The following is a 24,707-nucleotide window of genomic DNA, read 5'->3' as shown; positions in this document are numbered from 1 at the left end:
TATGGAAAAAGAGATTATTCTTGAAACCATAGGTATTAAAAAATCGTTTATGGTTGGTAAGGGAAGAGAAATTACTGTTTTGGAAGATATTAACCTGAAAATATACTCTGATGAGTTTGTTTCAATTCTTGGACAGTCTGGTGCAGGTAAATCAACACTTTTAAGAATAATTGCAGGACTTGTTGAACCAACTGAAGGGCAGGTTTTATACAAAGGAGTACCTCTCAAAAAAGCAAATGCTAAAATAGCAGTGGTTTTTCAGAGTTTTGCTCTTTTCCCATGGTTTACTGTTTTGGAAAATGTTAAAGTTGGACTTGTAGGCATTGGATTGAATGAAGAAGAAATACATGAAAAAGCAATTAAAGCAATTGACCTTGTAGGGCTTGATGGATTTGAAGATGCCTATCCAAGAGAATTAAGCGGCGGGATGCGACAGAGAGTAGGAATTGCGAGAGCACTTGCTGTGGAACCTGAGCTTTTACTTATGGATGAGCCTTTCTCAGCACTGGATGTTCTTACAGCAGACAATCTTCGTGGAGATATTATTGATTTATGGAAAGAGGGTAAAATGCCGGCAAAAGCCATTGTTCTTGTTACTCATAATATTGAAGAAGCTTTAAGTATGTCATCTCGGGCTGTTGTTCTTACTCATAATCCTGGAAAAATCAAAGCTGAGATTCCTCTTGAACTTCCATACCCAAGAGATAGAAATTCAAGGGATTTCAAATTTTTGTTAGATAAAATATACACTATTCTTATAAAATCACCTGAGGAAATTCCATTCCTTCTTGCGGCTGGTAGATATCAGTTTCTTCCCCATGCAAAAGTTGGTGCAATTGCAGGACTTATTGAGCTTGTTCATGATAAAGGTGGAAGGGTTGATATCTATGCTTTAAGTTCTGAATTAAGCATGGAAGTTGATGATATCTTTCCATTGATAGAAGCATCTGTAATACTTGACTTCGGAGAAGTGCGAGAAGGTGATTTTATTCTCACAGAAAAGGGGAAAAACTGGGCAGAAGCGGATACTCTTGAGAAAAAAGAAATATTCAAAGACTCTGCTCTGCAGAATGTTCAACTTATTAAACAAATTATGCAGGTTTTATCAACAATTTCAAAGCACAGAGTATCAGAGGAATTCTTTATTGATATTCTTAAAAATCATTTCACACCAGAAGAAGCATGGAATCAGCTTGAAACAGCCATAGACTGGGGAAGATACGCAGAACTGTTTGCCTATGATTATGACGCTGGAGAACTCTACCTTGAAGAACCTTCAACAATTGATATGTAAGCTTTCAGATTTACTCGGAATATTTCCTTTTTATTATAATTACAAAGGCGAACGTATTGATATCTCTTATGACACAAAAATCAAACTGATTTCAGCAATTGGAATTACTCCTGATGGAAAAAACATCATTAGCTGGATTAATTATTTTGAAAACAATTCTTGGAAAAATTGCTTAGAACCTGTCTATGTAGTTAAACAGGACCATTCAATATTCATTTATCTAAAAGAAAATCAAAAGCCCAGTCACATTGAAATTTCTCCATTCAAAGATTTAGGACAAGAAGGTGAAACTCTGAGTTTATTTTTAAATTTTGATATTATGAAAAAAGAGGAGCAGAGAGTTCTTGATGACGGAATATATTTTAAATACAATATCCCTGTTCCTTCGCTTCCTATTGGCTACTATAACATAACCGTTTTTTTTGAAAAATCAATTCATAAAAGCACTCTGATAGTTGTGCCTGAAAATTGTTTTGTTCCTTTTAAAAAGAAAACCTGGGGTTTACATCTTAATCTCTGGAGTTTAAGAGGAAATAAAAAAGAAGGAGATTTTTCACATCTAAAAAAAATTGCCGAATATATAAATTCTCTTGGAGGTTTTATAAGTATAAATCCTCTTCATTTAAATGATCCTGAAGATTTGTATGGTATAAGCCCCTATTCTGCCATATCAAGACAGTTTAATACGCCTCTTTATCTATCTAAAAGTCCTGTAAAAGAAAAAAATGAAGAGTTTTTTGATTATGCTTCTGTCTGGAAAGAAAAAATAGAAGCTCTCAGGATGGAGTTTGCAAAGTTTTATAAAGCTTACATTAACAAAGAAGATGAAGCAAAGAGATTCCTTGATTATAAAAATAAGCTATGTCCTGCTGTAAGAGAAGATTTACAGTACTTTTCAGTTTTTTGTTTCCTAAGAGAAAAATTCGGGAAAAACTGGCAAAATTGGGAAGAAAAATTTAGAAAGCCTGATAAAAATAATCTTTCCATGATTTATTCTGAATACAATAAAGATGTAGTTTTTTATGAGTATCTCCAATGGCTTATTGAAGATGAAATCGCAGAAATGAAAACCTATCCAATCTCTCTTGATCTTGGTTTTGGTTCAATTAGGTCAAGCTTTGATGTTTGGGTCAATCAGGAACTTTATGCAATTAAGGCAGAATATGGTGCACCACCAGATGACTTTAATCCTAAGGGACAAAAATGGGGATTTCCTCCTTTAATTCCTTTCAGATTAAGAGAAAAAGCCTATATGCCATTTATAAAACTTTTAAAAGCCAATATGAAGACAAAATTGCTCAGAATTGACCATGCACTTGGACTTTTTAGAGCTTTCTGGATACCTGAAGGAACAACTCCCTATGAAGGCGCATATATAAAATATCATTGGAAAGATTTGCTTGGTATAATTACCCTTGAAAGTCAGATAAACAAAACAGGGGTTATTGGAGAAGATCTTGGAACCGCAGAGGAATGGATGAAAGAAGAACTTATTAAAAGAAAAATCTGCTCATGGAAAGTATTTTATTTTGAAAAAGGTCCATACGGATATAAACCATCCAGTTTTTATCCTGAAGATGCTTTATGCAGTATAACAACCCATGATTTACCCACTCTCAAGGGATTCTGGGAAGGAAAGGATATACAATTACGAAAACAGTTTTCAATTTTTGATGAGCAACAATTTGAAAACGCATTTGCAGAGAGGCAGCAAGATAAGGGAAAAATTATTACCCTTTTAAAAGAAGAAGGACTGCTTGAAGAAGAAGCTCCAATTGACAAGCTACTTGTTGCAATAATAAAATTCCTTGCAAAAACTCAATCAAAATATCTACTGCTATATCCTGAAGATATGCTGCTTATGGAAGAGCAAACAAACTTTCCTGGCACAGTCACAGAATATCCTAACTGGCAGAGAAAACTTCCTTTGTCTTTTGATGAAATTATGAAATTGCCTATTTTTAAAGAAATTACAACTATTTTAACTGAGGCTGGACGGACTCATCCTTCTGGATAGAAGGAAGTTCTTTCTCCTCTTGTTTTTCCTCTAATACAGGCACGGAATCTTTTTCCTCTGGTTCTGTATACTCTTCTTTAATTATGCCTCTTTTCTGCATTATGAAATATATAAGATTTGTCCTCTTTTCAATGAATCTTGAATTTCCTACAGGACTGTATTTTATAGGATTTGGTAAAGACGCAGCCAGCCTTGCAGCTTCTATTGCATTAAGCTCTGAAGCTGATTTTCCAAAATAATGCCTTGATGCCGCCTCTGCACCAAAAATTCCCTCCCCCCACTCAGCAACATTGAGATAGAGTTCAAGAATTCTCTTTTTAGACAGAGTTTTTTCAAGTCTCCATGTAATTATTGCTTCCTGAATCTTTCTTACAGGATTTTTAGATGGAGTAAGATAAAGATTTTTTGCCAATTGCTGTGTTATTGTACTGCCACCATATTTTAATTTTTTCTCCTTTATGTCTTTCTCAATTGCTTTTTTTATTCCTTCAATATCAAATCCTGAGTGGCTATAAAATTTGTCATCTTCTCCAATAAGAACTGCCTTAACAAGATAGGGGGAAACTCTATTAACAGGTATCCACATTTTTTTTATTTTTATTTTTTTACCATCCCTCTCCCATTGTTTAATGCGATACTTCATCATTGCTGTTAACTCTGGATTTTTCTTTTTTAGAGAGGAAACATCTACCATAAATGGATAACCAACTATGTAAATAATATAAGATACAAATACAATGATTAGACCTCTAAATATCCATTTAAGCATATCCATATTTTATCATTGACAGAGGTTACTTATAGAATGATTTTTAATTAAGTTGTCTTTGGATAAAAAAAACTTTTGATAAAATATATCAATGAGCATACACAAGAAATTTCCAGATTAAGACTTGAACTACCTTTTTCAATTTTTCCCTATATATTTACAGTAATAAAAAAGATTGTGGATAAAGCAAGAGTGCCTGGAAAATTTCTACTTTCTGGTTCTGCAAATTTTGCACTACTTAAAAATCTTAGCGAAAGCCTTGCAGGAAGAGCAATTTATCTGAACATGTCTCCCATGTCCCGAAGAGAGTTATTTTTTAAAACAGAGGAAGAGCCATTTTTAATGAAATTTTTCAGAACACAGAAAATTGAAAGCTCAACCACCCCAGAAAAAATAAAAGATGAAGACATAATTAAAGGACGGCTACCACCTGTTGCTCTTGGACTATCAGAGAGAACCCTCTGGTTTAAAGGTTATGAACAAACCTATCTTGAAAGAGACATAAGACAGTTCAGTCAAATAGTAAATTTAATCTCCTTCAGGCATCTACTGAGCCTTGTTGCTTTAAGAACAGGGAGTATCTTAAGTTTAAGCGACCTTGCAAGAAATGCAAAGCTTAATGTTTCAACTACCTCAAGATATCTTTCCTTGCTTGAAGCATCCTTTATCATAAGAAGAATTCATCCTTATTTAAAAAGCAAGGCAGCAAGACTCATCAAATCACCAAAGATATACATGAGTGACTCAGGACTTGCTTGTTATCTCGCTGGCATTGACTCACTTGATAGAGAACCCCTGATGAGAGCACTTTTTGAAATCTATGTTGCCCAAAATCTACTGTTAATAATAGAGTCAAGATGGCAAGGGGCAAATCTTTATTTCTGGCATATACAGGGAAGATATGAAGTTGACTTTGTAGTTGAAGCTCAAAACAAATGTATAGCTATTGAGGTAAAGGCAGGAGAAAAATGGGAAGACAGAGAGCTTTCAGGGCTTAAGGCTTTTGTAAATAATACAGAAAACTGCATTGCAGGAGTGGTTGCATACAATGGAACAAATATAGTAAGACTTGGTGATAAGCTATGGGCAATCCCTTTGAGTGTTTTGTTATCATAGAAAGCTTTTATGGCTATTGAGTCATAATATGTGACATTTTATTGTTGTAACCACAAACGAACAGCGAAAAGTTGACTGGGAATTATGAAATATTTTAAAATTTTTTCAAACTCATCCTGAAGGGTGAATCAAAGCCATGAAGGCTCAAGAAGCTTTCATGGCTTTTTTATGGAAAAATGAGAATAGTTTATATAAATAAAATTCAGTATTTTGTAGTAATTTCTGTTTTTTTCCATCTTTTAATTTTTGTGACAGTTTCAAGCTTTGTAAAATTAAATAAAGACTACCAGAAGCTGGAAATTTTTATAATAAATGACGTAACTAAATCATTTAAAGGAGATGTTAAGACTTCAGTTCCTTTAACAAAAAAAACTGTAGAAAAAATCCCTTTTACTGTTAAATCTGATGAGAATATAAAAATTGAGAATCAAAAAACTGAAACTATCACAAATTATTCTTCTTCCAATGTTGAAACCTCACAGAAAATATCTTCAAATAAAATTGCATCAAACTTAAAATCAGACAAAGATGGAATTATTGACACAGAGTTTGGTACTGCTTATGGACCTAAGTTTATTCATAGAGAAATTCCTATATATCCACAAATTGCAAGAAGACTGGGAAAAGAGGGAAAAGTTACTCTAAGGCTTACCCTTAATGAAAAAGGAGAACTCATGCATATTGAAATAATAGAAGGAGCTCCTTATGGTTTCACTGAATCAGCCATAGAAGCAGTAAAAAAATCAAAATTTTCACCTGCAATTAAAGATGGTAAACCAGTAGCCTGTCGGGCAATCCTTCCAGTAAGATTTATTCTTAAAAACTGAAAATAATTCAAATTTTTTGAAATATTACTATTTTTTTTGTAAACTAAATAAACAAACACCACGAGGAGGACGAGAATGCAGATTCAGTATGCTGAAAGAATTAGAACTTTACCACCATATCTTTTTGCAGCAATTGACCAAATGAAAAGAGAAGCTCTCTTAAAAGGAGCGGATTTAATTGATTTAAGCATTGGAGATCCTGATATTCCAACTCTTTCTCACATTGTAGATGCAATGAAAAAAGCTGTTGAAAAGTCAGAGCACCACAGATATCCAAGCTATGAAGGAATGCTTTCATACAGAAAGGCTGTGGCTGATTGGTACAAAGAAAGATTCAATGTTGAGCTTGATCCTGAAAAGGAAGTTATCAGTCTTATTGGTTCAAAAGAAGGGATTGGGCACATTCCTCTTGCATTTATTGACCCTGGAGACATTGTTCTTGTGCCATCTCCTGGTTACCCTGTATATCCTGTTGGAACAAAGTTTGCAGGAGGTATTCCTTATTTTATGCCTCTTAAAGAAGACAATGGATTCCTTCCTGATATTGACTCAATTCCAGAAGATGTATGTAAAAAAGCAAAACTTATGTTCATAAATTATCCAAATAATCCTACATCAGCCTGTGCAGGTACGGATTTTTATAAAAAAATCATAGAATTTGCAAATAAATACAATATAATCGTATGTCATGATGCTGCTTACTCAGAGGTTTACTATGAAGAAAAACCTATTAGCTTTATGCAAATAGATGGAGCAAAAGATGTTGGAATAGAATTTCATTCTCTTTCAAAAACATATAATATGACAGGATGGAGAATAGGATTTGCTGTTGGTAATAAAGATATTCTTGCAGGACTTGGCAAGGTTAAAACAAATCTTGATTCTGGAGTTTTTCAAGCAATTCAGGAGGCAAGTATTGTAGCTCTGAAAACTGAAGATACTGTTTTAAAACAAATTAGAAATGTATACAGAGAAAGAAGAGATATTTTATATGAAGGACTTAAAAATGCAGGATTTGCTCTTAAAAAACCTGCAGCAACTTTTTATCTATGGGTAAAAGTTCCTAATGGAAAATCCATTGATTTTGTTGCTAAACTTTTAAAAGAAGCTGAAGTTTTATGTACACCTGGAGTAGGTTTTGGTGAACATGGAGAAGGATATATCAGATTTGCTCTTACGCAGTCTAAGGAAAAAATAAAAGAAGCTGTAGAAAGAATAAGGAGGCTTAAACTGTAATGAAAACATTGACAGTAAAGACTTCTTCAAGAGAGGAACTAATTGATATCACTGATGAGGTAGAAAAAGCTGTAAGAGATTCAGGAATTAAAAATGGAGTTTGTTATCTCTATGTTCCTCACACAACCGCAGGCATAACAATAAATGAAGGAGCAGACCCTTCAGTAAAAAAGGATATAATCAATGCATTAAAAAAAATAGCACCCTATGGGGCAGGGTATCTTCATATGGAAGGGAATGCAGACAGTCATATAAAAACAACTCTTGTAGGGTCATCTGTCAATATTTTTATTGAAAATGGAAATCTTATTTTGGGGCAATGGCAGAGCATATTTTTCTGCGAATTTGACGGACCAAGAACAAGAAAAATTTATCTAAAAATACTTAAAGAGGAGGAATAATGTTAAACATTAATGCAATAGCTCCAGAGGAGCTAACACTTGAATCAAATTTTAAGTTTCGCTGTTATCCAGGAATATCCTGTTACAAAAGCTGCTGTAAAAATATTGATATAATGCTTACTCCCTATGACATAATGAGGCTTAGAAATAGATTTGGTATATCTTCAGGTGAGTTTTTGATGAAATATACCTATGTTTTTGTTGAACCTAAGAGCGGATATCCCTTTGTATTTTTGAACAAAAATGATGATGAAGAGAAAACATGTCCTTTTCTTTGCGAAGCAGGATGTTCTGTTTATGAAGACAGACCAGCTACCTGTAGATATTATCCTATAGGACAAGCATCCCTTAAAAAGTTTGACTTAACAGATGGAATAACAGAAGAACACTACTTTTTTGTTAAAGAGCCTCACTGCAAGGGATTTGAAGAGGAAAAAGAGTGGACAGTTCAAGAGTGGAGAAAAGACCAAGGAGTTGACGTATATGATGACATGAATAGAGGATGGCGTGAACTTTTCTTTATAAGAAATCTTAAAGCAGAAAAACTTGATGAGAAAAAACAAAAAGCATTTTATACAGCCTGCTATGATATTGATGCATTTAAAAGATTTGTCTTTGAAAGCAAGTTTCTTGATGTCTTTGATGTCTCAGAAGAAAAAATAAATAAAATAAAAAAAGACGAAACAGAACTTATGAATTTCGGTTTTGATTACGTTAAGTTTCTTCTTATGATAAAGGAAACACTGAAGCTGAAAAGGAAATAACTAAGGGTATAAAGCCTTCAACTGCCCACAGGCAGCAAGTATATCTGTGCCTTTGCTTTTTCTTATAAAGACTGAATAACCTCTTGCTGCCAATATTTCCTGAAAATTAAGTATTTCATTATCCTCAGGTCTTTCAAATTCGCATCCTTCCCAAGGATTAAAAGGAATTAAATTTATCTTTGAAGGAATGCCTTTAAGTAGTTCAGAAAGCCTATAAGCATCCTTTTCAGAACAATTTATCCCCTTTATCAATATATACTCAAAGGTTATTCTATGTCTTGGCTTTAATGGATAATCTCTTAAAGTTTTAATAAGTTCATGAAGAGGATACTTTTTATTTATCGGCATTAAATAACTTCTTGTCTTATTGTCTGTTGCATTTAATGAGATAGCTAATTTAATGGCTGGAGCTTTGTATGGTAATTCCTTTATTGCAGGAATTATTCCAGCAGTTGAAAGAGTAATTCTGCTTGGAGAAAATAATATTAAGTCTTTAAGTCTCCATAATGCCTCAACCACATTTTCAAAATTTAACAGAGGCTCCCCCATGCCCATAAAAACAATATTAGTAATCTTTCTATTTTCTTTTTGTATTATTTTGCTTACCTGAATATACTGGTCAACTATTTCCCATGCTTTCAGATTTCTTTTTAATCCAATTTTCCCTGTAAGACAAAATTTACATTTAAGCATACAGCCAACCTGACTTGATACACATAGGGTTAATCTATCTTTATCTGAGATTAAAACACTTTCTATTTTTTCACCATCTTCAAGCTCCCAGAGAAATTTTATAGTCCCATCAATGCTTATTCTTTTATCAAAAAGATTTATTCTCCCGATATAATATTTTTCTGAAAATCTCTCTCTCAATGATTTAGACCATTCAGTGATATCGTTTATTGAGTCTACAAATTTCTTATAAATCCATTGAACTATTTGTTTACTACGATATAATGGAAGAGATTCATCTAATATTATTTTTTCTATCTGTTTTGTGGTAAGCTCTTTCAGATTCTGTTTATACATTATTCGCAATAAAAATCAGGCAAGGGAACTCCAAGACGGGTAAGATAATTTCTAAGATAACCGCAAACTGCTTCAGGATTGTCAATTATTTCAAAATATTTAAAATCATCAAGGCTTATTGCGCCCAAATTCTTTGGAGAATTTTTAAACCAATCAAGAAGTCCTTTCCAGTATTCAGAACCGTAAAGAACAACAGGAAACGAAATAATTTTACCTGTTTGAACAAGCGTTAATGCTTCAAAAAGTTCATCAAGAGTTCCAAATCCGCCTGGGAAAATAACAAAACCTATGGAATATTTTATAAACATAAGTTTTCTTACAAAAAAGTATCTAAAATTTAATGAAATATCAAGATATTTATTGGGACGTTGCTCATGAGGAATTTCTATATTCAATCCAATAGATTTACCCCTGCCTATTTTTGCACCTTTATTTGCTGCTTCCATTATACCAGGCCCGCCTCCTGTGATAATTGAAAAACCCGCCTGACTTAGAAGTCTTGCAACTTTAAAGGCTTCTTGATAATAAAAACTTTCCTCTGTTAGTCTTGAACTGCCAAATATTGAAACAGCAGGACCTATTCCATGAAGTGTTTCAAATCCTTCAACAAGTTCAGATTGTATTCTGAAGACTCGCCATGTATCAGTAGATTTAAAATCCTCTATCATCTTCATCCTCTATTATTGTTGTTCTTATAAGTGCAAGTATCGCCGAATGTGGTACAATTAAATACTTTTTTTCTTCAAATTCTATTTCAATTCCTGCATCTTTAAGGAAAAGTGCATAGTCACCTTCTTTTGCTTGCAGAGGAATATATCTTATTGATTCGGTGTTTGACTGTTTCCATGGCTCTTCAAGCACAGCAGAAGGATCATTGACTGGATAACCAGGACCAACCTTAACAATTCTACCACCAAGAACCTTGTCTTTTTCCTTAACAGTTGGTGGTAAAAAAAGACCTGCTGAAGTTTTATCCATTCGCTCATCTGGCTCAATAAGAACTCTGTCTCCAACTATTATAAACTCTCTTTTAGTTTTCATAACTTCACTCTATCTTAGCTGCATCTGGTAAACCCACAACTATGACATATCACACAACCTTCTTCATAAGAAAGAGAACTTCCACATTCAGGACAGGCTCCATAGTGAGCTGCCTCTGAATTGTTTTTTATCTCCTCTTTATTTTCCAGACTATTTCCTTTTGTTTCTCTTAATTCTGCCTCTATTGCCTTAGCAATAGCATCTGAACAGCTTGTAATCTTGCCATTACCTGACCAAACAGGAGCATGACAAGAAATACCTTTAAGTTGCTTTACTATTTCTTGTGGCTCAATTCCGCTTCTTAATGCAAGAGAAATTAGCCTTCCAATCGCTTCTGCCTGAGAAGCAGCACATCCTCCTGCTTTTCCTATATTTGTAAAAACTTCAAAAGGTTTTCCATCTTTATCTTTATTTATTGTCACATAAAGATTTCCGCAGCCTGTCTTCATTAATCTTGTAACACCTTTAAGAGTTTCAGGTCTCTTTCTTGGTTTAAGGCTTATCTGTAAAGCTGGGGATTCTGTTTTACCTTTTTGAATAACCTGTCCATGTCTTGAACCATCTCTATAAACAGTAACACCTTTACATCCAAGACGATATGCAAGGAGATAAACTTCTCTTACATCCTCTTCTGTTGCCTGATTTGGAAGATTTACAGTTTTACTGACTGCATTGTCAACATACTGTTGAAATGCTGCCTGCATCCTTATATGTTCAGATGGAGAAACTTCATGAGCTGTTACAAAAATTTTCTTTATTTCCTCAGGTATTTCTTTTATTCCCTGAATTGAACCAGTTTCAGCTATTTTATCTGCCAAACTATCAGACCATATCCCTATTTTTTCCATTTCTTTTTTAAAGTAAGGATTAACTTCTACAAGCCTTGTTCCATCCATTACATTTCTTGCAAAACATAGAGCAAAAAGAGGTTCTATCCCAGATGAGCAACCTGCAATAATTGAAAGAGTTCCTGTCGGTGCAATTGTTGTTATCGTCGCATTCCTTAAAGGCATTTTGTCATAGTAAATGCTCTTTGCATAGTTTGGAAATGTCCCTCTTTCCTTTGCAAGTTCTTTAGAAGCAAGTCGTCCTTCATGAAGTATGAACTTCATTAATTCTTCTGCTAAATTTAATGCTTCCTTTGAATTATAAGGAATTTTCAATTGAATCAGCATATCAGCCCATCCCATTACTCCAAGTCCTATTTTTCTGTTTGCCTTTGTGTTCTGTTCAATAAGCGACAAAGGATATTTGTTTGCATCAATAACATTATCAAGAAAATGGACAGCCTTCCATACTGTATCTTTAAGAAGTTCCCAGTCAACAGAGTTATCTTTAACCATTTTTGCAAGATTTATTGAGCCAAGATTACAGGATTCATAGGGTAAAAGTGGTTGTTCTCCGCATGGATTAGTTGCCTCAATCTCACCAAGTGACGGTGTTGGGTTAGCCGCATTTATTCTATCAAGAAAAACAATCCCGGGTTCACCATTTTTCCATGCCTGATGAACAATCAGGTCAAAAACTTCTTTAGCTTTAAGGCGTTTTACAATCTTTCCTGAACGAGGATTAATAAGCTCATATTCTTCATCGTTTATAACAGCTTTCATAAATTCTTCTGTCAGTCCTACTGAAATATTAAAATTTGTGAATTTTGTGAGGTCATCCTTGCAGGTTATAAACTCTAAAATATCAGGATGGTCTACTCTTAAAAGTCCCATATTTGCACCTCTGCGCCTGCCACCCTGCTTTACAGCTTCTGTAGCGGAATCAAAAACACTCATAAAAGATACAGGACCTGAGCTTATGCCTTTGGTTGAACCTACAACATCGCCTTTTGGTCTAAGACGGGAAAAACTGAATCCTGTTCCTCCTCCAGATTTATGTATTATTGCTGCATATTTTACTGCATCAAAGATTCCTTCCATAGAATCCTCAACAGGTAAAACAAAACAAGCACTCAACTGACCAAGTGGAGTTCCAGCATTCATAAGAGTTGGTGAGTTTGGTAAAAATCTTAAAGAAGTCATAAGTTCAAAAAATTCTTCTTTTGTTCTATACACTTCTTTTTCTGATTTACCATATATTGTATCTATTTGAGCAATTGCAGTTGCAACTCTTGTAAAAAGTTCTTCAGGGGTTTCTATCAATATACCGTCTTCGTTCTTTTTAAGATATCGTCTTTTTAAAACTTCTATAGCATTGTCTGTCAATTCAAATGTTTGTTTAATTTTTTCCATTTTCCCTCCCTCTTTTAGAGTAAATTAGTTGTTAATAAATAAAACTTTAGATTATAATTTTAAGCATGACTGCAGATATTTTTCTACTCCTTTTTAATCTTTTGTTGATATTGCTTAGCGCAGAAGTATTTACAAATGGGATTGAAGTCTTCGGGAAAAAACTTTCACTCAGTCAGGCAGTTGTAGGAAGCATTCTTGCAGCTGTGGGAACCGCACTTCCTGAAACAATCCTTCCATTGGTAGCTATTTTCTTACATAAAGGAGAAGCAGGACATAGTATTGGAATCGGTGCAATCTTGGGTGCTCCATTTATGCTTGCAACATTGGCTTTTTTGCTTATAGGCTTAACTGTTTTAATTGCCTATATCTCAAAAAAAAGAACCTTTGTTTTTGATGCAGAAATTCCAACAGTAAAAAGAGATTTAATATTTTTTCTCTGCATGTATTCTTGCGGAATTTTTTTACCAATGTTAATAATCCCGCATATAATAGTTGCCTTTTTACTTGTAATCGGCTACACTGTATATCTTTATCTTACCTTTAAAAGTGAAAGTGATGCTTTGATACATGAAGAAAAACTTTATCTTGAAAAATTTTTTGGGAAAATTCTTCCTGTAGAAAGATTCAAAGGCTTCTTTTCCTTTGTTCAGGTTCTGTTAGCTCTTTTTATAATGATAGAAGGTGCTCATGGATTTGTTTCTGCTCTTCAGCATGTCTCTTTAATGCTTGGGTTTGACCCTCTTCTTTTTGCTCTATTAATAGCACCTGTTGCAACTGAACTTCCTGAAAAGTTTAATTCAGTAACATGGACATTTAAAGGAAGAGATACCTTGGCAATGGGAAATGTAACAGGAGCAATGGTCTTTCAGTCAACTTTCCCTGTTTCTGTGGGAATTATTTTTACAGACTGGAATATAACAGGATATGCCTTATTGAGTGCCTGCCTGGCAATTCTTGCAGGTTTGATAATTTTAGGGGAGATCCACTTTAGAAAGCGAATCTCCCCTCTTACTTTAATTTTGTCTGGCTCTTTTTATTTGCTCTATGCCATTTTGATAATTAAACCTTTTTAATCACTCCTCCTCTTCCTCTAATAATTCTTCTACTTCTTCTTTTCCTTCTTCCAGTTCATCTTCTTGTTCTTCATCATTCATTAGAAGCAGGGTGAGAAACTCTCCAACATGGGTTTTTTCTTCTCTTGCAATATCAAGAAAAATTGTTTTAATTTTTTCGTCATTTGTCAATGAAGCAAGTTGCTCATAAAGATTAATAGCATCAAGCTCAGCAATAAGTCCTATTCGTAAAATCTGTCTGTTAATATCTTCTTGTTCTAATTTGTCCATAGAAAAAGGAATCTGGGAAAGCATAGAATACCTCCTCTTTTTTCTTTAATTATACCTAATTTTTAAAAACCTGTCCCAGTAAAATGTGGTAAAATTAGAAAGAGTTTAACGAAAAATTTCATCAATAGGAGGTTTAAAATGAGAGAAGAAGGAAAAATTTTAGTAGCATTTCTTATAGGTGGAATAATTGGCGCGGCAGTATCACTTCTTTATGCACCAAAATCAGGAGAAGAAACAAGAAAAGATATTAAAAAGAAAGCAAAGGAGCTTAAGAAAAAGACAGTAAAAGCTGCAGAAGAACTTTACGAAGAAATTGAAGAGCTTTCAGAAATGCTAAAAGAGAAAGTTAAAGATATTAAAGAACGTGGTCAGGAATTAAGCTCAGATGCTAAAAAAGAAATTTTAAATCAGATTGAAAAACTTTCAAAAACAATTGATGAAAAAAAGAAAAGACTTCTGGAGAAGTTTGATTGATTGAAAAAAAAGCTCTTCAGGAGTTAGATTTTTACAAAATATTAGGATTGATAGAGGAGTTTGCAGGTTCAGAAGCTACTAAAAAGGCTATTCAACAAATTTTTCCTTTTGATGAGTTTACATCGGCCGAGAATTCTCTTAAAGAATTTGAAGAAATAAAAAGATATTTTGACACAGGGGGACAACTTCAAATATCTTCTTTTCCTGATATTGCTAATTTAATTGAAAAAGCTAAAAAAGAAGGAGCATTTTTTGAACCCTCGGAATTAACTCAGTTTTTAAAGGTTTTAAGAGTTTTAGATAAAATTTCTTCATATATTGATGAGTTTTTCAATTTTCCTTTTTTAAGCCAGAAAATAAAAAATATTCTCAAAACTAATCTATCAATTGGACAGCCCTATATTCTTGAAAGACTTGAAAATACAGTTGATGAAGAAGGTAATATTCTTGATACAGCTTCTTCAACTCTAAAATATATCAGAAAGCAGATTAAATTAACTGAAGAGAAAATAAAACAAAAACTTGAAGAAATAATTAATCGTTCAAATGTTCTGGTTTTTCTTCAGGATAGATTTATTACAAAAAGAAATAACCGATGGGTCATTCCTGTCAGAATGGACTCAAAAGGACAGATTCCAGGAGTTGTTCATGATGTTTCCCGTTCAGGAGAAACAGCATTTATTGAACCTGCTGAAATAACAGCTTTTTCTAAAAAACTTGAGGAACTTTTAATTGAACAGAGACTGGAAGAAATCAAAATTTTAAAAGAATTATCCTTTGAAATTCATCAAATCAGTGAAACACTTCATAGGGAATTTAATTTGCTTGTGTATCTTGATAAAATGCTCTCTATATATAAGTTTTCTCAAAAATTTAATGCAGAGGCACCACAACTAACAAGAGAAATCAATATAAGTTTGATTAATGCAAAACATCCTCTTCTTCTGCTTTCAAAACAGGTGGTTCCTCTCAATCTTGAACTCAAGAATAAAAAAGTTCTTGTTATCACAGGTCCAAACGCAGGGGGTAAAACTGTAACAATAAAAACCATAGGACTTCTAACAGCAATGGCGATTTCAGGACTTCCAATTCCAGCAAGTCCATCTTCTATAATTCCTTTTGTAAAAAACATATATGTTGACCTATATCATGAAGGCTCAATTGAAGAACATCTTTCAAGCTTTGCATTACACATAATAACTCTTAAAAAAATAATAGAGCAGGCTGACTCAGAAAGCCTTATTCTACTTGATGAAATAGGAACAAACACAGACCCTGAGGAAGGCTCTGCTTTAGCCTGTGCAATACTTGAAGAATTAAAAAATAGGGAAGCCCTTACATTTGCAACAACTCATTTAAGTAAAGTTAAAATTTTTGCCGCCACTCAGCAGAATATAGAAATAGCCTCAATGCTTTTTGATGAAAAAACCATGACACCGCTATATAAATTAAGCATTGGTAGTCTCACTCCTTCCTATGCCCTTGAAGTTGCTCAGAAGTATGGGTTTCCTGAAAATCTTATCAGACGAGCATATGAACTCAAAGGAACTCAGGATAGAGAAATATACGAACTTATTAAAGAACTTGAAAAAAACAAACAGGAATATGAAACGAAACTTGCAGAGATTGAAAAAATTAAAAATATTATGGATTCAGAGAAAAACAGACTGGAAAAAGAATTAGTTTTCGCATCTGAAAATAAGAAAAAAATCATTGAACAGGCAAAAATAGAAGCTCAATCCATGCTAACAAAACTTAAAAAAGAGATTAACTTTCTTTATGAAGAAGCCAAAAAAGCAGACAGAAAAAAACTTAGAGAGATATCCCAGAAAATATCTGATATCTCAAAAAAGTTTATTTCTGAAGAACCCAAAAAACAGGAAGAATTAAACCCTGGGGATATTGTGAAAATCAGGAATTTAAATCTTTCAGGTAAAATATTAATAATTGAAGATGGTAGAGCAAAGATTCAGACAGATACCGCGCAGATTGAGGCAGAATTAAGAGAACTTGAGAAAGTGTCTTTTCATGAGGAGCAAGAGAGTAATAAAAGATTGGATATTTTCAGCGTTACAAATAAAAAAGCTATTGAAAACTATAAAGAAGAATATCCTTCTAAAAAACTTGAGATTAGAGGAATGAGAGTTGATGAAGCTCTTCCCTTGGTTGAAAGATTTTTAAATGAACTGTCATTTAGTGAGTCTAATAGAGGAATAATATTACATGGCATAGGAAAGGGCATTTTGAGAGATGCTATAAGAGACTATATAAAAGACCACCCTGCTGTGAAAAGCTTCCGCAAAGGCAATCCTGATGAAGGTGGAGATGCTGTAACAGTGATTGAGATGAAATGAAAATCATTGGTATTGTCGGAGCAGGTAAGGCAAATAAAGAACTTTTAAAATCAGCAGAAGAGGTAGGACGTCTTCTTGCGATAGAGGGCGTTATTATTGTTACAGGTGGGTTAGGAGGAGTAATGGAGGCTGTGTGCCGAGGAGCTTATATAAATGGAGGAATTACAGTAGGAATACTACCAACAGATAGAAAAAAAGATGCTAATCCATATGTAAAAATTCCTATCCCAACAGGTATGGGAGAGATGAGAAATAGTTTGATAGTTAGAGCATCTGATATTCTTATTGCCATAGGAGGAGGATACGGAACACTCAGTGAAATAGCTTTAGCATTAAAAACTGGTAAAAAAGTAATTGGATTAAAAACATGGAATATCCCTGGTATAATAGAGTCTCACTCAGTAGAGGAAGCAGTAAGCATCGCAACATCTTTAATCAAGGGCAAATAAATTTTAAAGGTTGTTCCTTTCCCTATCTCACTCTGCACTTCAATAAATCCAGAGTGGTCTTTGATAATTTTATAAACAATTGAAAGCCCAAGACCTGTTCCTTTAGCTCCTTTTGTTGTAAAAAATGGCTCAAATATTCTTTTTATTGTTTCTTCATCCATACCAACTCCTGTGTCTGATACAGATAAAACAGCAAATTGTTTATCCAAAAAAGAAGCTATTTTTGTTTTTATTGTCAATGTTCCACCTTCTGGCATCGCATCTTTAGCATTCAGTACTAAGTTCATTAAAACTTCATCAAAAGCTTCAATATCAAGCTTCACAGGAAGTGGTGTGTTTAATATTTCATAAACTATTTTTATGGAATCTTCTGTAGACACTTCTATTTTTGTCTTCATGGAAAGAATAATTGAATTTAAATCAGTAATTTTCATTTCATATTTTCTTTCACCTGTAACATTTAAAATTTCTTTTGTAAGATATATTGCTCTTTTTGATGCATTGATTATCTGGTCTAAAGCATTTTTTGCAAACTCGTTTGAAACTTTTGGTTGAGCAAGAGTTGCAAATCCTTGAATAATATTAATAATATCTTTAAATCTGTGCACTGCTTCACCAAGAGAACGCCTGACAGATTCAAAATGATTGGATTCCTGAATTTTTCTTTCAATCTCCTTTGCTTTCAATATTTGCACTGAAACATCTGAAATTGCTCTACTTAAATATCCTATCTCATCTGTTCTTTGAGAATGTTTTTCAAGATATATTTTCTTAAATCCAATTTCTGGCATTTGTTTTGAGATATCTATTAAAGGCTCTATATATCTTCGGGAAATATACAGGAATACAAAAAATGTAAGCAATAAAGAAAAAAAGGACTGATAGAAAAGATGAAGCCTGAGACTTTTTGTTATAGCAACATGGGGAATCAATACTACAAGGGAATATTGTCTATTTTTGTTTTCCCATTTTTTAATATTTACAAACCATTTTTGATTATTGAAAGTGATATTGGAAGCGTTTACTCCTGAATTTAATGCTTTGAAAAGTAACGGAAATTTTTTCTCATCAAGAGTATAAATTTTACTTTGTTCAGGCTGGACTTCATCAGTATAAGCTATTACATGGTCTCCGTTTGAAAGTAGATAAAGCTTTGTCTCAGGATGAACATTTTCTTTTATTTTATTAAGAAGAACAGATAAATCTTTAATCATTATATCAATACCGACAATTTGCTTTGAGTTTCTACAGAGTTTTAAAGAAGCTGTTACTCCTGGGTCTTTTGTTGTCCTGAATATATATTCTTTACTCCACTGAATATCCTTAGAGTGTAATGCCTGGTTATACCAAACTGTTTTTCTCGGATCATAGTTATCTTTGACTCTTATTTTTTTTATTATTTTGCCGTCATTATTCAAGGTATTCCAAACTACATGTTCTGTATCTCCAACTCTTTTAATTCTATTTAACCATTTGCCCCTGTCATTTAAGATAAGATAACCATTCCCATTTCCGTCTCCATAGTTTATTGAAGTAACATAAGGATATTTTTTCATAAACTCCATTAAAAATCTGTTAGTCTTTTCAACTTCATTAAAATCTAAAACTCTGCAACATACAAGAGCCTCAACATTGTATAAAAATACTTCAACAGGCTTTGTTATATTTTCAGTTCCCTTCTGAAAAAGAGCAGATACTGTATCAATATGGTGGTCAAAAAATTTTTTATAAAAGTGGTATGAAAATAGATAGTTGCTTGTTAATATGCCTGTCACAAGAACAAATATTACCATTACAAAAAGCCATTTAATACTCAATATAAATTTTGCCATCTTAACTAAATTATACTCGTAATAAAAAATTTTGACTACATATGAAGGTATATTTCTGTTTTTTTAAAAAACTAAAAAATTTTTATAAAAATTTGCAGATAATGTTTAAACTCTTTTAAAATTTAAATTATAATGAAACCCAAAAATCTTTCAATAAGCACAAAGTTCACGCTTTCAATCATTTTGATAATTTTGGCTTTCTGTATATTGTTTTCTTTTTTACTTTACTATCACCTTAAACAAAAAGTAATAGAAGATGCAAACGAAAAAACAAGAATTATTATTACACAGATTGATGCACTTGGTAATTATGTTAAAGAAGAACTAAGACCCGCGATTTTCAAACTTCTTTATGAAACTGGCAAAAAAGATGAATTTATCGTTGAAGGGATGTCAACAACTCATGTAAGGCTAAGTGTAATGAAAAGATTCAACAATAAAATAGGAAATTACATGTATAAAAGAGTTTCTTTAGACCCTATTAATCCAGAACATAAAGCTGATGCATTATATGTCAAATTAATAGAGTATTTTAAGAGAAATAAAACTCAAGAATCATGGAGTGGAATTATTACATATAATGGGCAAGAAATACTCGTGATGGCAAAACCTGTTATTGTTGAAAAAGGATGTTTAATATGTCATGGAAAGATTAACAACGCTCCTAAGGCTTTACTTAAAATGTTTCCTCGTTCCAAGGACTTTACATGGAAAGAAGGCGATATCATGGGAATTGAATCAGTCTCTCTTCCAATTGCTTCTACCTTAGGAGAGATAAAAGGTGTTGCTATTTCAACATTTCTTTTTGGAGCTGTCTCTCTTTTATTTCTTTTTGTCACTCTCCATGGTGCTTTCTGGAGCTTTGTCATTAAACCACTCAAAAGATTGAGTTCTTTATTCAGAGGAATAGTAAATGGAACAGAACCTCTAAATCAAACCATTGAAGTAAAAACAAAAGATGAAATTGGTGATTTAATTCTTTCATTTAATCAAATGGCAAAGTATTTATATGATGCTCAGGAAGCTACGAAAAAATATGCAGATACTCTACAGACAATATTTGAAGGAATAACAGACCCTCTTGCACTTGTGAATCCTGATTGTACTGTTGAGATGACAAATCATGCCTATAGAACATGGATGATAGAAGGCAGAGCTGCTGTATTTAATGAACAATGCGATATTGAAAAGCTTGATGCAGACAAACTATGTCCTGTCTACTTTCTCAAGAAAGTAATAGACACGAAAAAACCGTTTTCAGAATACTGGGAAGGTGAAGACCAAAGACACTATTTTATTCATCTTTATCCAATTTTTGATGACAGAGAAAATGTAATAAAAGTAGTTCACTATGTCAAAGATATTACAGAGAAAAGAAAAATTGAAGAACAGATGCGGATTACAGAAAAACTTGCAGCAATCGGACAGCTTTCAGCAGGTTTAGCTCACGAAATCAATAATCCGCTTGGTGGAATAAGGCTTTGTTTTAATAATTTGATTAACACTGAGATGGATGAAAAAACAAAAAATATGCATGTTGAGGTTATAAATCACGGACTTACAAAAATTCAGGAAATAATAAAACAACTTCTTGATTTTTCAAAACAAACAGAGCTTATAATTTCAGCTGTCTCTGTTAATAATCTTGTAGAAAATGTTTTAAAATTAACTGACTATCTTATCTCTAAAAAAGGGATTAAAGTCATAAAAAAGCTATCTAACGAGATTCCTGAAATCATGATTGACTCAAATAAAATAGAACAAGTATTTTTAAATATCGTGCTTAATGCTATCCAGGCAATGGATGGAAAAGAAGGAGTTCTAACTATAGAGAGTTTTCTGAAAAATGGAAAATGTTATATTGCATTTACTGACACAGGCAATGGTATTCCTGATGATATATTACCAAAAATTTTTGACCCATTTTTTACAACAAAACCAGTTGGACAGGGAACAGGTCTTGGACTATCTGTGAGTAAATCTATTATAGAACAACATAGTGGAAGAATTCTTGTTAAAACTTCTTCATCAGGTACTACTTTTACTGTGGAATTGCCAGTAAAATGAAAGAAAAAATTATTATAGTTGAAGATGACCCTGCAATGAGACTCGGTATGAATCATTTTCTCAGAGCATACGGCTATGAAGCAACATCCTGCGATGATGGAGCAAAGGCTTTATCAATCCTTGATTCAGAAATATTTGACATAGCAATTGTTGACCTTAAACTTCCCGGAGTTGATGGACTTACTTTACTCAAACATATAAAAACAATATCTCCACAAACTGGAGTAATAATTATAACAGCATTTGCCGAAGTAAAAACTGCTGTTCAGGCAATAAAAGATGGCGCTTTTGACTACATTGCCAAACCATTTACAAATGAGGAACTTCTTTTGGTAATAGAAAGATTCTTAAAATTCCGCACTCTTGAAAAAGAAGTAAAATATCTGAGTGAGCTTGTTAAGAAGAAAGATGAATTTGAGGGAATAGTTTCTACAAGTTCTGTTATGAAAGAAATTTTTGATAAAATTGATGCCGTAGCTAAGACAGATGTGCCTGTTTTAATTCAGGGTGAAAGCGGCACTGGCAAAGAACTCATTGCAAATGCAATTCAGAAACAGAGCTTAAGGAAAGAAAAGCCATATATCAAAATAAACTGTGCTGCAATACCTGAGACTCTTTTTGAATCTGAACTTTTTGGATATGAAAAAGGTGCTTTTACAGGTGCAACTGAAACCAAAAAGGGTAAATTTGAGCTTGCAAACGGAGGAACTATATTTTTTGATGAGATCGGAGATATGCCACTCAGTCTTCAGGCAAAACTTCTAAGAGTTATTGAGGATGGAATTGTGTATCGTCTTGGAGGTAAAGAGCCTATTAAAATTAATGTAAGATGTATTTATGCTACAAGTAAAAATCTTAAAGAGTTAATAAAAGCTGAAAAATTCAGAGAAGACCTCTTTTACAGAATAAATGTAATGCCCATAGCAATTCCTCCTTTAAAAGAAAGAAAAGAAGATATTCCTGTATTAATTGAAAAATTTTTAAAAATTTTTTCAGAAAAATATGGCAAACAAAATATCACTATTTCTCCTTCAGCTTATGAGGCATTGCTATCCTACGACTATCCTGGAAATGTAAGAGAGTTAAAACATGCAATTGAAAGAGCGTTACTTCTTTCAAAAGATGGAGTGATTGATATTAAACATCTTCCTGAAGAATTTTCCCCGCTTTCATCATTTCAAAAAAAATGTTTTATAAGTAACTTTTCACTTAAAGAATGCATTGAAAACTTTGAAAAAAATCTGATAATAAAAGCTCTTCAGGAATGCGGATGGAAAAAAACAGAAGCTGCAAAAAAACTTGGCATAAGCCGAAAGGCTTTGTGGGAAAAAATTAAATTTTACGGAATTGAACCAAACCCCTGATAGAAAATATCCTTTTCCACAACAATTGGAGATTTACTGCTTCAGAAGATTTATGGCAAATTATTTTTAAACGGAGGGGGAGGGATTCGAACCCCCGGTAGAGTTACCCCTACAGCGGTTTTCAAGACCGCCGCCTTAAACCACTCGGCCACCCCTCCAATTTTTTTATTATACCAGATTATTCATACCTTAATGCATCAATTGGATTAAGCGAAGATGCTTTATATGCAGGATAAAAACCAAAAAAAATCCCTACAAAAGCTGAAAAACTAAAGGCTATCAAAGCTGAAAACAATGAAATACTTACGGGCCATTGCATTATAGAAGATACAACTAACGAAGCACCAATTCCAAAAAGAAGTCCGACAACTCCACCTATCATGGTTAAAAAAACTGATTCTATAAGAAATTGCATTCTGATATCCTTTGGTTTTGCTCCAACTGCCATTCTTATTCCAATTTCTCTTGTTCTTTCTGTAACCGAAACAAGCATTATATTCATAATACCTATTCCACCTACTATTAAAGAAACAGAAGCAATTGCACCAAGAAGGACGGACATGGTTTTTGTGGACTCTTCAGCAGTTTTTAACATCTGTGTTAAGTCCATGACTGTAAAATCATCTTCCTGTCCCTGTCCAATTCTATGTCTCTGTCTTAGAAGCGTTCGTATTTGCTCTGTTGCCAAAGGAATTGCCTCAAGAGATACAGCCTTAGCATAAATTAATCTTACTCTACCAGGCAAAACATTGCCAAAAAGTGTTCTCTGAGCTGTTGTAATAGGAACATATATTATATCATCCTGATCCTGTCCTGTAGGAGACTGTCCTTTTTTGCCAAGAACGCCCACAACCTCAAAAGGTATTTTCTTTATTCTTATCAATTTTCCGGTAGGATCAAGGTCTCCGAAAAGCTTTTCACTAACAGTCTGTCCAATTACAGCAACCTTTGTTCCACTTCTTACATCCTGCTCTGTTAAAAATCTTCCTGATACAATTTCCCACTCACGAACAATAGCCATATCAGGAGTTGTTCCAAGCACAGCAGTTGACCAGTTCTGATTCCCAAAAACAACCTGTGCTGTGCCTGATATTACAGGAGCTACTGCGGAAACTTGAGAACACTCCTTTGAGATTGCCTCGGCATCTACAATTTTAAGAGTTTGTTGTGTTCCTGCTCCCATTCTTATACCACCCTGTGTGGTAGCTCCCGGAAGAATAAGAATTAAATTGCTTCCCATACTTGATATCTGAGCAGAAATTTTTTCACTTGCACCTGTTCCGATTGCAACCATTGTTACTACAGCACCAACTCCTATAATAATTCCAAGTGTAGCAAGAAAAGACCTCATGGCATTAGCTATAAGTGATCTCAAGGCAATATTAATTATGGATGTAATCTCTATCATGATGTTGTATCGCTTATAATTTTACCATCAAGAAATCTTATCTGTCTTTTACCAAAAGCTGCTATATCTGGTTCATGGGTAACAATAATTGTTGTTAATCCCTGTTGTTCATTAAGTTTTTTAAAAATTTCCATTATTTCCATACTTGCCTTAGAATCAAGATTTCCAGTTGGTTCATCAGCAAGTATTATTGATGGTCCATTAACCAAAGCACGGGCAATTGCTACTTTTTGTTGTTGCCCACCACTTAATTGTCTTGGATAATGATTTGCTCTCTCTTTAAGTCCAACCCATGAAAGAGTCTCAAGAGCTTTTTCTTTTCTCTGTCGTAAAGGAATTCCTGCATAAATAAGAGGAAGTTCAACATTCTCAACAGCAGTAGCTCTTGAAAGAAGATTAAATTGTTGAAAAACAAACCCTATTTTTTTATTTCTTATCTCAGCAAGCTCATCTATATCCATTGTTGAAACATCTATGCCTTCAAGATAGTATTTTCCTGTTGTTGGAGTATCAAGACATCCAACAATATTCATAAATGTTGATTTTCCTGAACCTGAAGGACCCATGATACAGACAAATTCTCCCTTTTCAATACTAACAGAAACCCCATTAAGCACCACTAATTCCTGTTCGCCAATCTTGTAGATTTTTGTTACATTTTCAAGTTTTATAATCAACATTT

At 33.4% G+C, this 24,707-nt stretch carries 22 protein-coding genes and 1 tRNA gene; 13 read left to right on the top strand and 10 right to left on the bottom strand.

The genetic code is table 11. The annotated features are described in order from the left end of the window. The first annotated feature begins 1 nt into the window (after position 1). The gene (locus THEYE_RS00695; RefSeq protein ID WP_012545780.1) at positions 2-1,294 is read left to right on the top strand and encodes an ABC transporter ATP-binding protein; all 1,293 of its coding nucleotides are present in this window, start codon (positions 2-4) and stop codon (positions 1,292-1,294) included. Beyond that, positions 1,266-3,311, top strand: coding sequence for a 4-alpha-glucanotransferase (gene malQ / locus THEYE_RS00690; protein WP_164924794.1), 2,046 nt, complete (start codon positions 1,266-1,268; stop codon positions 3,309-3,311). Before THEYE_RS00695 ends, malQ begins: the two co-directional genes overlap by 29 nt. On the opposite strand, the gene mtgA is transcribed toward malQ, so the two are convergent. Beyond that, the gene (mtgA, locus tag THEYE_RS00685; RefSeq protein ID WP_200855668.1) at positions 3,271-4,080 is read right to left on the bottom strand and encodes a monofunctional biosynthetic peptidoglycan transglycosylase; all 810 of its coding nucleotides are present in this window, start codon (positions 4,078-4,080) and stop codon (positions 3,271-3,273) included. The genes malQ and mtgA overlap by 41 nt on opposite strands. Positions 4,081-4,155: 75 nt before the next feature. Between mtgA and THEYE_RS00680 the strand changes: the two genes are divergently transcribed. The 5 genes from THEYE_RS00680 (at position 4,156) to THEYE_RS00660 (ending at position 8,424) form a co-directional block, all read left to right on the top strand. Continuing rightward, a complete protein-coding gene (locus tag THEYE_RS00680) occupies positions 4,156-5,196 on the top strand; it encodes an ATP-binding protein (RefSeq protein WP_012545533.1) in 1,041 nt (346 codons plus the stop codon). Positions 5,197-5,372: 176 nt separating this feature from the next. Continuing rightward, a complete protein-coding gene (locus THEYE_RS00675; RefSeq protein ID WP_012545165.1) occupies positions 5,373-6,023 on the top strand; it encodes an energy transducer TonB in 651 nt (216 codons plus the stop codon). A 75-nt stretch (positions 6,024-6,098) separates the two neighbouring features. Further along, positions 6,099-7,259 (top strand): LL-diaminopimelate aminotransferase, encoded by a 1,161-nt coding sequence (locus THEYE_RS00670; protein WP_012546563.1) that lies wholly within the window; start codon positions 6,099-6,101, stop codon positions 7,257-7,259. Continuing rightward, positions 7,259-7,660 (top strand): secondary thiamine-phosphate synthase enzyme YjbQ, encoded by a 402-nt coding sequence (locus THEYE_RS00665; RefSeq protein ID WP_012545896.1) that lies wholly within the window; start codon positions 7,259-7,261, stop codon positions 7,658-7,660. Before THEYE_RS00670 ends, THEYE_RS00665 begins: the two co-directional genes overlap by 1 nt. Beyond that, a complete protein-coding gene (locus THEYE_RS00660; RefSeq protein WP_012545667.1) occupies positions 7,660-8,424 on the top strand; it encodes a YkgJ family cysteine cluster protein in 765 nt (254 codons plus the stop codon). The genes THEYE_RS00665 and THEYE_RS00660 overlap by 1 nt, the downstream gene beginning before the upstream one ends. Here THEYE_RS00660 and rlmN read toward each other — a convergent pair whose 3' ends face one another. The 4 genes from rlmN to THEYE_RS00640 are packed head-to-tail and all read right to left on the bottom strand — an operon-like array spanning position 8,425 to position 12,734. Then, positions 8,425-9,453, bottom strand: a complete 1,029-nt coding sequence (rlmN, locus tag THEYE_RS00655; protein ID WP_012546659.1) for a dual-specificity RNA methyltransferase RlmN — start codon at positions 9,451-9,453, stop codon at positions 8,425-8,427. Further along, the gene (locus tag THEYE_RS00650) at positions 9,453-10,121 is read right to left on the bottom strand and encodes an LOG family protein (RefSeq protein ID WP_012545458.1); all 669 of its coding nucleotides are present in this window, start codon (positions 10,119-10,121) and stop codon (positions 9,453-9,455) included. The genes rlmN and THEYE_RS00650 overlap by 1 nt, the downstream gene beginning before the upstream one ends. Beyond that, positions 10,105-10,494: a co-chaperone GroES gene (locus THEYE_RS00645; protein WP_012545317.1), complete on the bottom strand. Its 390-nt coding sequence runs from the start codon at positions 10,492-10,494 to the stop codon at positions 10,105-10,107. Before THEYE_RS00645 ends, THEYE_RS00650 begins: the two co-directional genes overlap by 17 nt. 14 nt (positions 10,495-10,508) lie before the next feature. Further along, positions 10,509-12,734, bottom strand: coding sequence for a vitamin B12-dependent ribonucleotide reductase (locus THEYE_RS00640; RefSeq protein WP_012545329.1), 2,226 nt, complete (start codon positions 12,732-12,734; stop codon positions 10,509-10,511). Positions 12,735-12,799: 65 nt separating this feature from the next. Between THEYE_RS00640 and THEYE_RS00635 the strand changes: the two genes are divergently transcribed. Then, a complete protein-coding gene (locus tag THEYE_RS00635) occupies positions 12,800-13,807 on the top strand; it encodes a sodium:calcium antiporter (protein ID WP_012546217.1) in 1,008 nt (335 codons plus the stop codon). On the opposite strand, the gene THEYE_RS00630 is transcribed toward THEYE_RS00635, so the two are convergent. Then, positions 13,808-14,101 (bottom strand): methyltransferase, encoded by a 294-nt coding sequence (locus THEYE_RS00630; protein WP_012545162.1) that lies wholly within the window; start codon positions 14,099-14,101, stop codon positions 13,808-13,810. A gap of 114 nt (positions 14,102-14,215) precedes the next feature. Here THEYE_RS00630 and THEYE_RS00625 point away from each other — a divergent pair, with 114 nt between their 5' ends. Genes THEYE_RS00625 through THEYE_RS00615 form a run of 3 tightly spaced genes read left to right on the top strand, consistent with a single transcriptional unit; the run spans position 14,216 to position 17,354 of the window. Continuing rightward, on the top strand, positions 14,216-14,551 hold the full coding sequence (locus tag THEYE_RS00625) for a YtxH domain-containing protein (protein WP_012546034.1): 336 nt from the start codon (positions 14,216-14,218) through the stop codon (positions 14,549-14,551). Then, positions 14,548-16,905, top strand: a complete 2,358-nt coding sequence (locus THEYE_RS00620; protein ID WP_012546511.1) for an endonuclease MutS2 — start codon at positions 14,548-14,550, stop codon at positions 16,903-16,905. The genes THEYE_RS00625 and THEYE_RS00620 overlap by 4 nt, the downstream gene beginning before the upstream one ends. Next, positions 16,902-17,354, top strand: coding sequence for a TIGR00725 family protein (locus tag THEYE_RS00615; protein WP_164924793.1), 453 nt, complete (start codon positions 16,902-16,904; stop codon positions 17,352-17,354). The genes THEYE_RS00620 and THEYE_RS00615 overlap by 4 nt, the downstream gene beginning before the upstream one ends. Here THEYE_RS00615 and THEYE_RS00610 read toward each other — a convergent pair. After that, entirely contained in the window at positions 17,300-19,186 is a 1,887-nt protein-coding gene (locus THEYE_RS00610; RefSeq protein ID WP_012545110.1) for a sensor histidine kinase, read from the bottom strand. The genes THEYE_RS00615 and THEYE_RS00610 overlap by 55 nt on opposite strands. 132 nt (positions 19,187-19,318) lie before the next feature. Here THEYE_RS00610 and THEYE_RS00605 point away from each other — a divergent pair, with 132 nt between their 5' ends. Both THEYE_RS00605 and THEYE_RS00600 read left to right on the top strand, forming a co-directional pair. After that, positions 19,319-21,253, top strand: a complete 1,935-nt coding sequence (locus THEYE_RS00605) for a c-type heme family protein (RefSeq protein ID WP_012545582.1) — start codon at positions 19,319-19,321, stop codon at positions 21,251-21,253. After that, positions 21,250-22,617, top strand: coding sequence for a sigma-54-dependent transcriptional regulator (locus THEYE_RS00600; RefSeq protein ID WP_012546691.1), 1,368 nt, complete (start codon positions 21,250-21,252; stop codon positions 22,615-22,617). Before THEYE_RS00605 ends, THEYE_RS00600 begins: the two co-directional genes overlap by 4 nt. A gap of 71 nt (positions 22,618-22,688) precedes the next feature. On the opposite strand, the gene THEYE_RS00595 is transcribed toward THEYE_RS00600, so the two are convergent. The 3 genes from THEYE_RS00595 to THEYE_RS00585 form a co-directional block, all read right to left on the bottom strand. Beyond that, a tRNA-Ser gene (locus tag THEYE_RS00595) sits at positions 22,689-22,775 on the bottom strand. 20 nt (positions 22,776-22,795) lie between these two features. Continuing rightward, the gene (locus tag THEYE_RS00590; RefSeq protein ID WP_012545399.1) at positions 22,796-24,025 is read right to left on the bottom strand and encodes an ABC transporter permease; all 1,230 of its coding nucleotides are present in this window, start codon (positions 24,023-24,025) and stop codon (positions 22,796-22,798) included. Continuing rightward, positions 24,022-24,705: an ABC transporter ATP-binding protein gene (locus THEYE_RS00585; protein ID WP_012546598.1), complete on the bottom strand. Its 684-nt coding sequence runs from the start codon at positions 24,703-24,705 to the stop codon at positions 24,022-24,024. The genes THEYE_RS00590 and THEYE_RS00585 overlap by 4 nt, the downstream gene beginning before the upstream one ends. Positions 24,706-24,707: the final 2 nt, after the last annotated feature.

It is taken from the genome of Thermodesulfovibrio yellowstonii DSM 11347 (genome assembly GCF_000020985.1).
Lineage (GTDB): Bacteria > Nitrospirota > Thermodesulfovibrionia > Thermodesulfovibrionales > Thermodesulfovibrionaceae > Thermodesulfovibrio > Thermodesulfovibrio yellowstonii.
The sequence above is the reverse complement of the archived record's forward strand: the minus strand, read 5'-3'. Positions and strand labels throughout refer to the sequence as shown.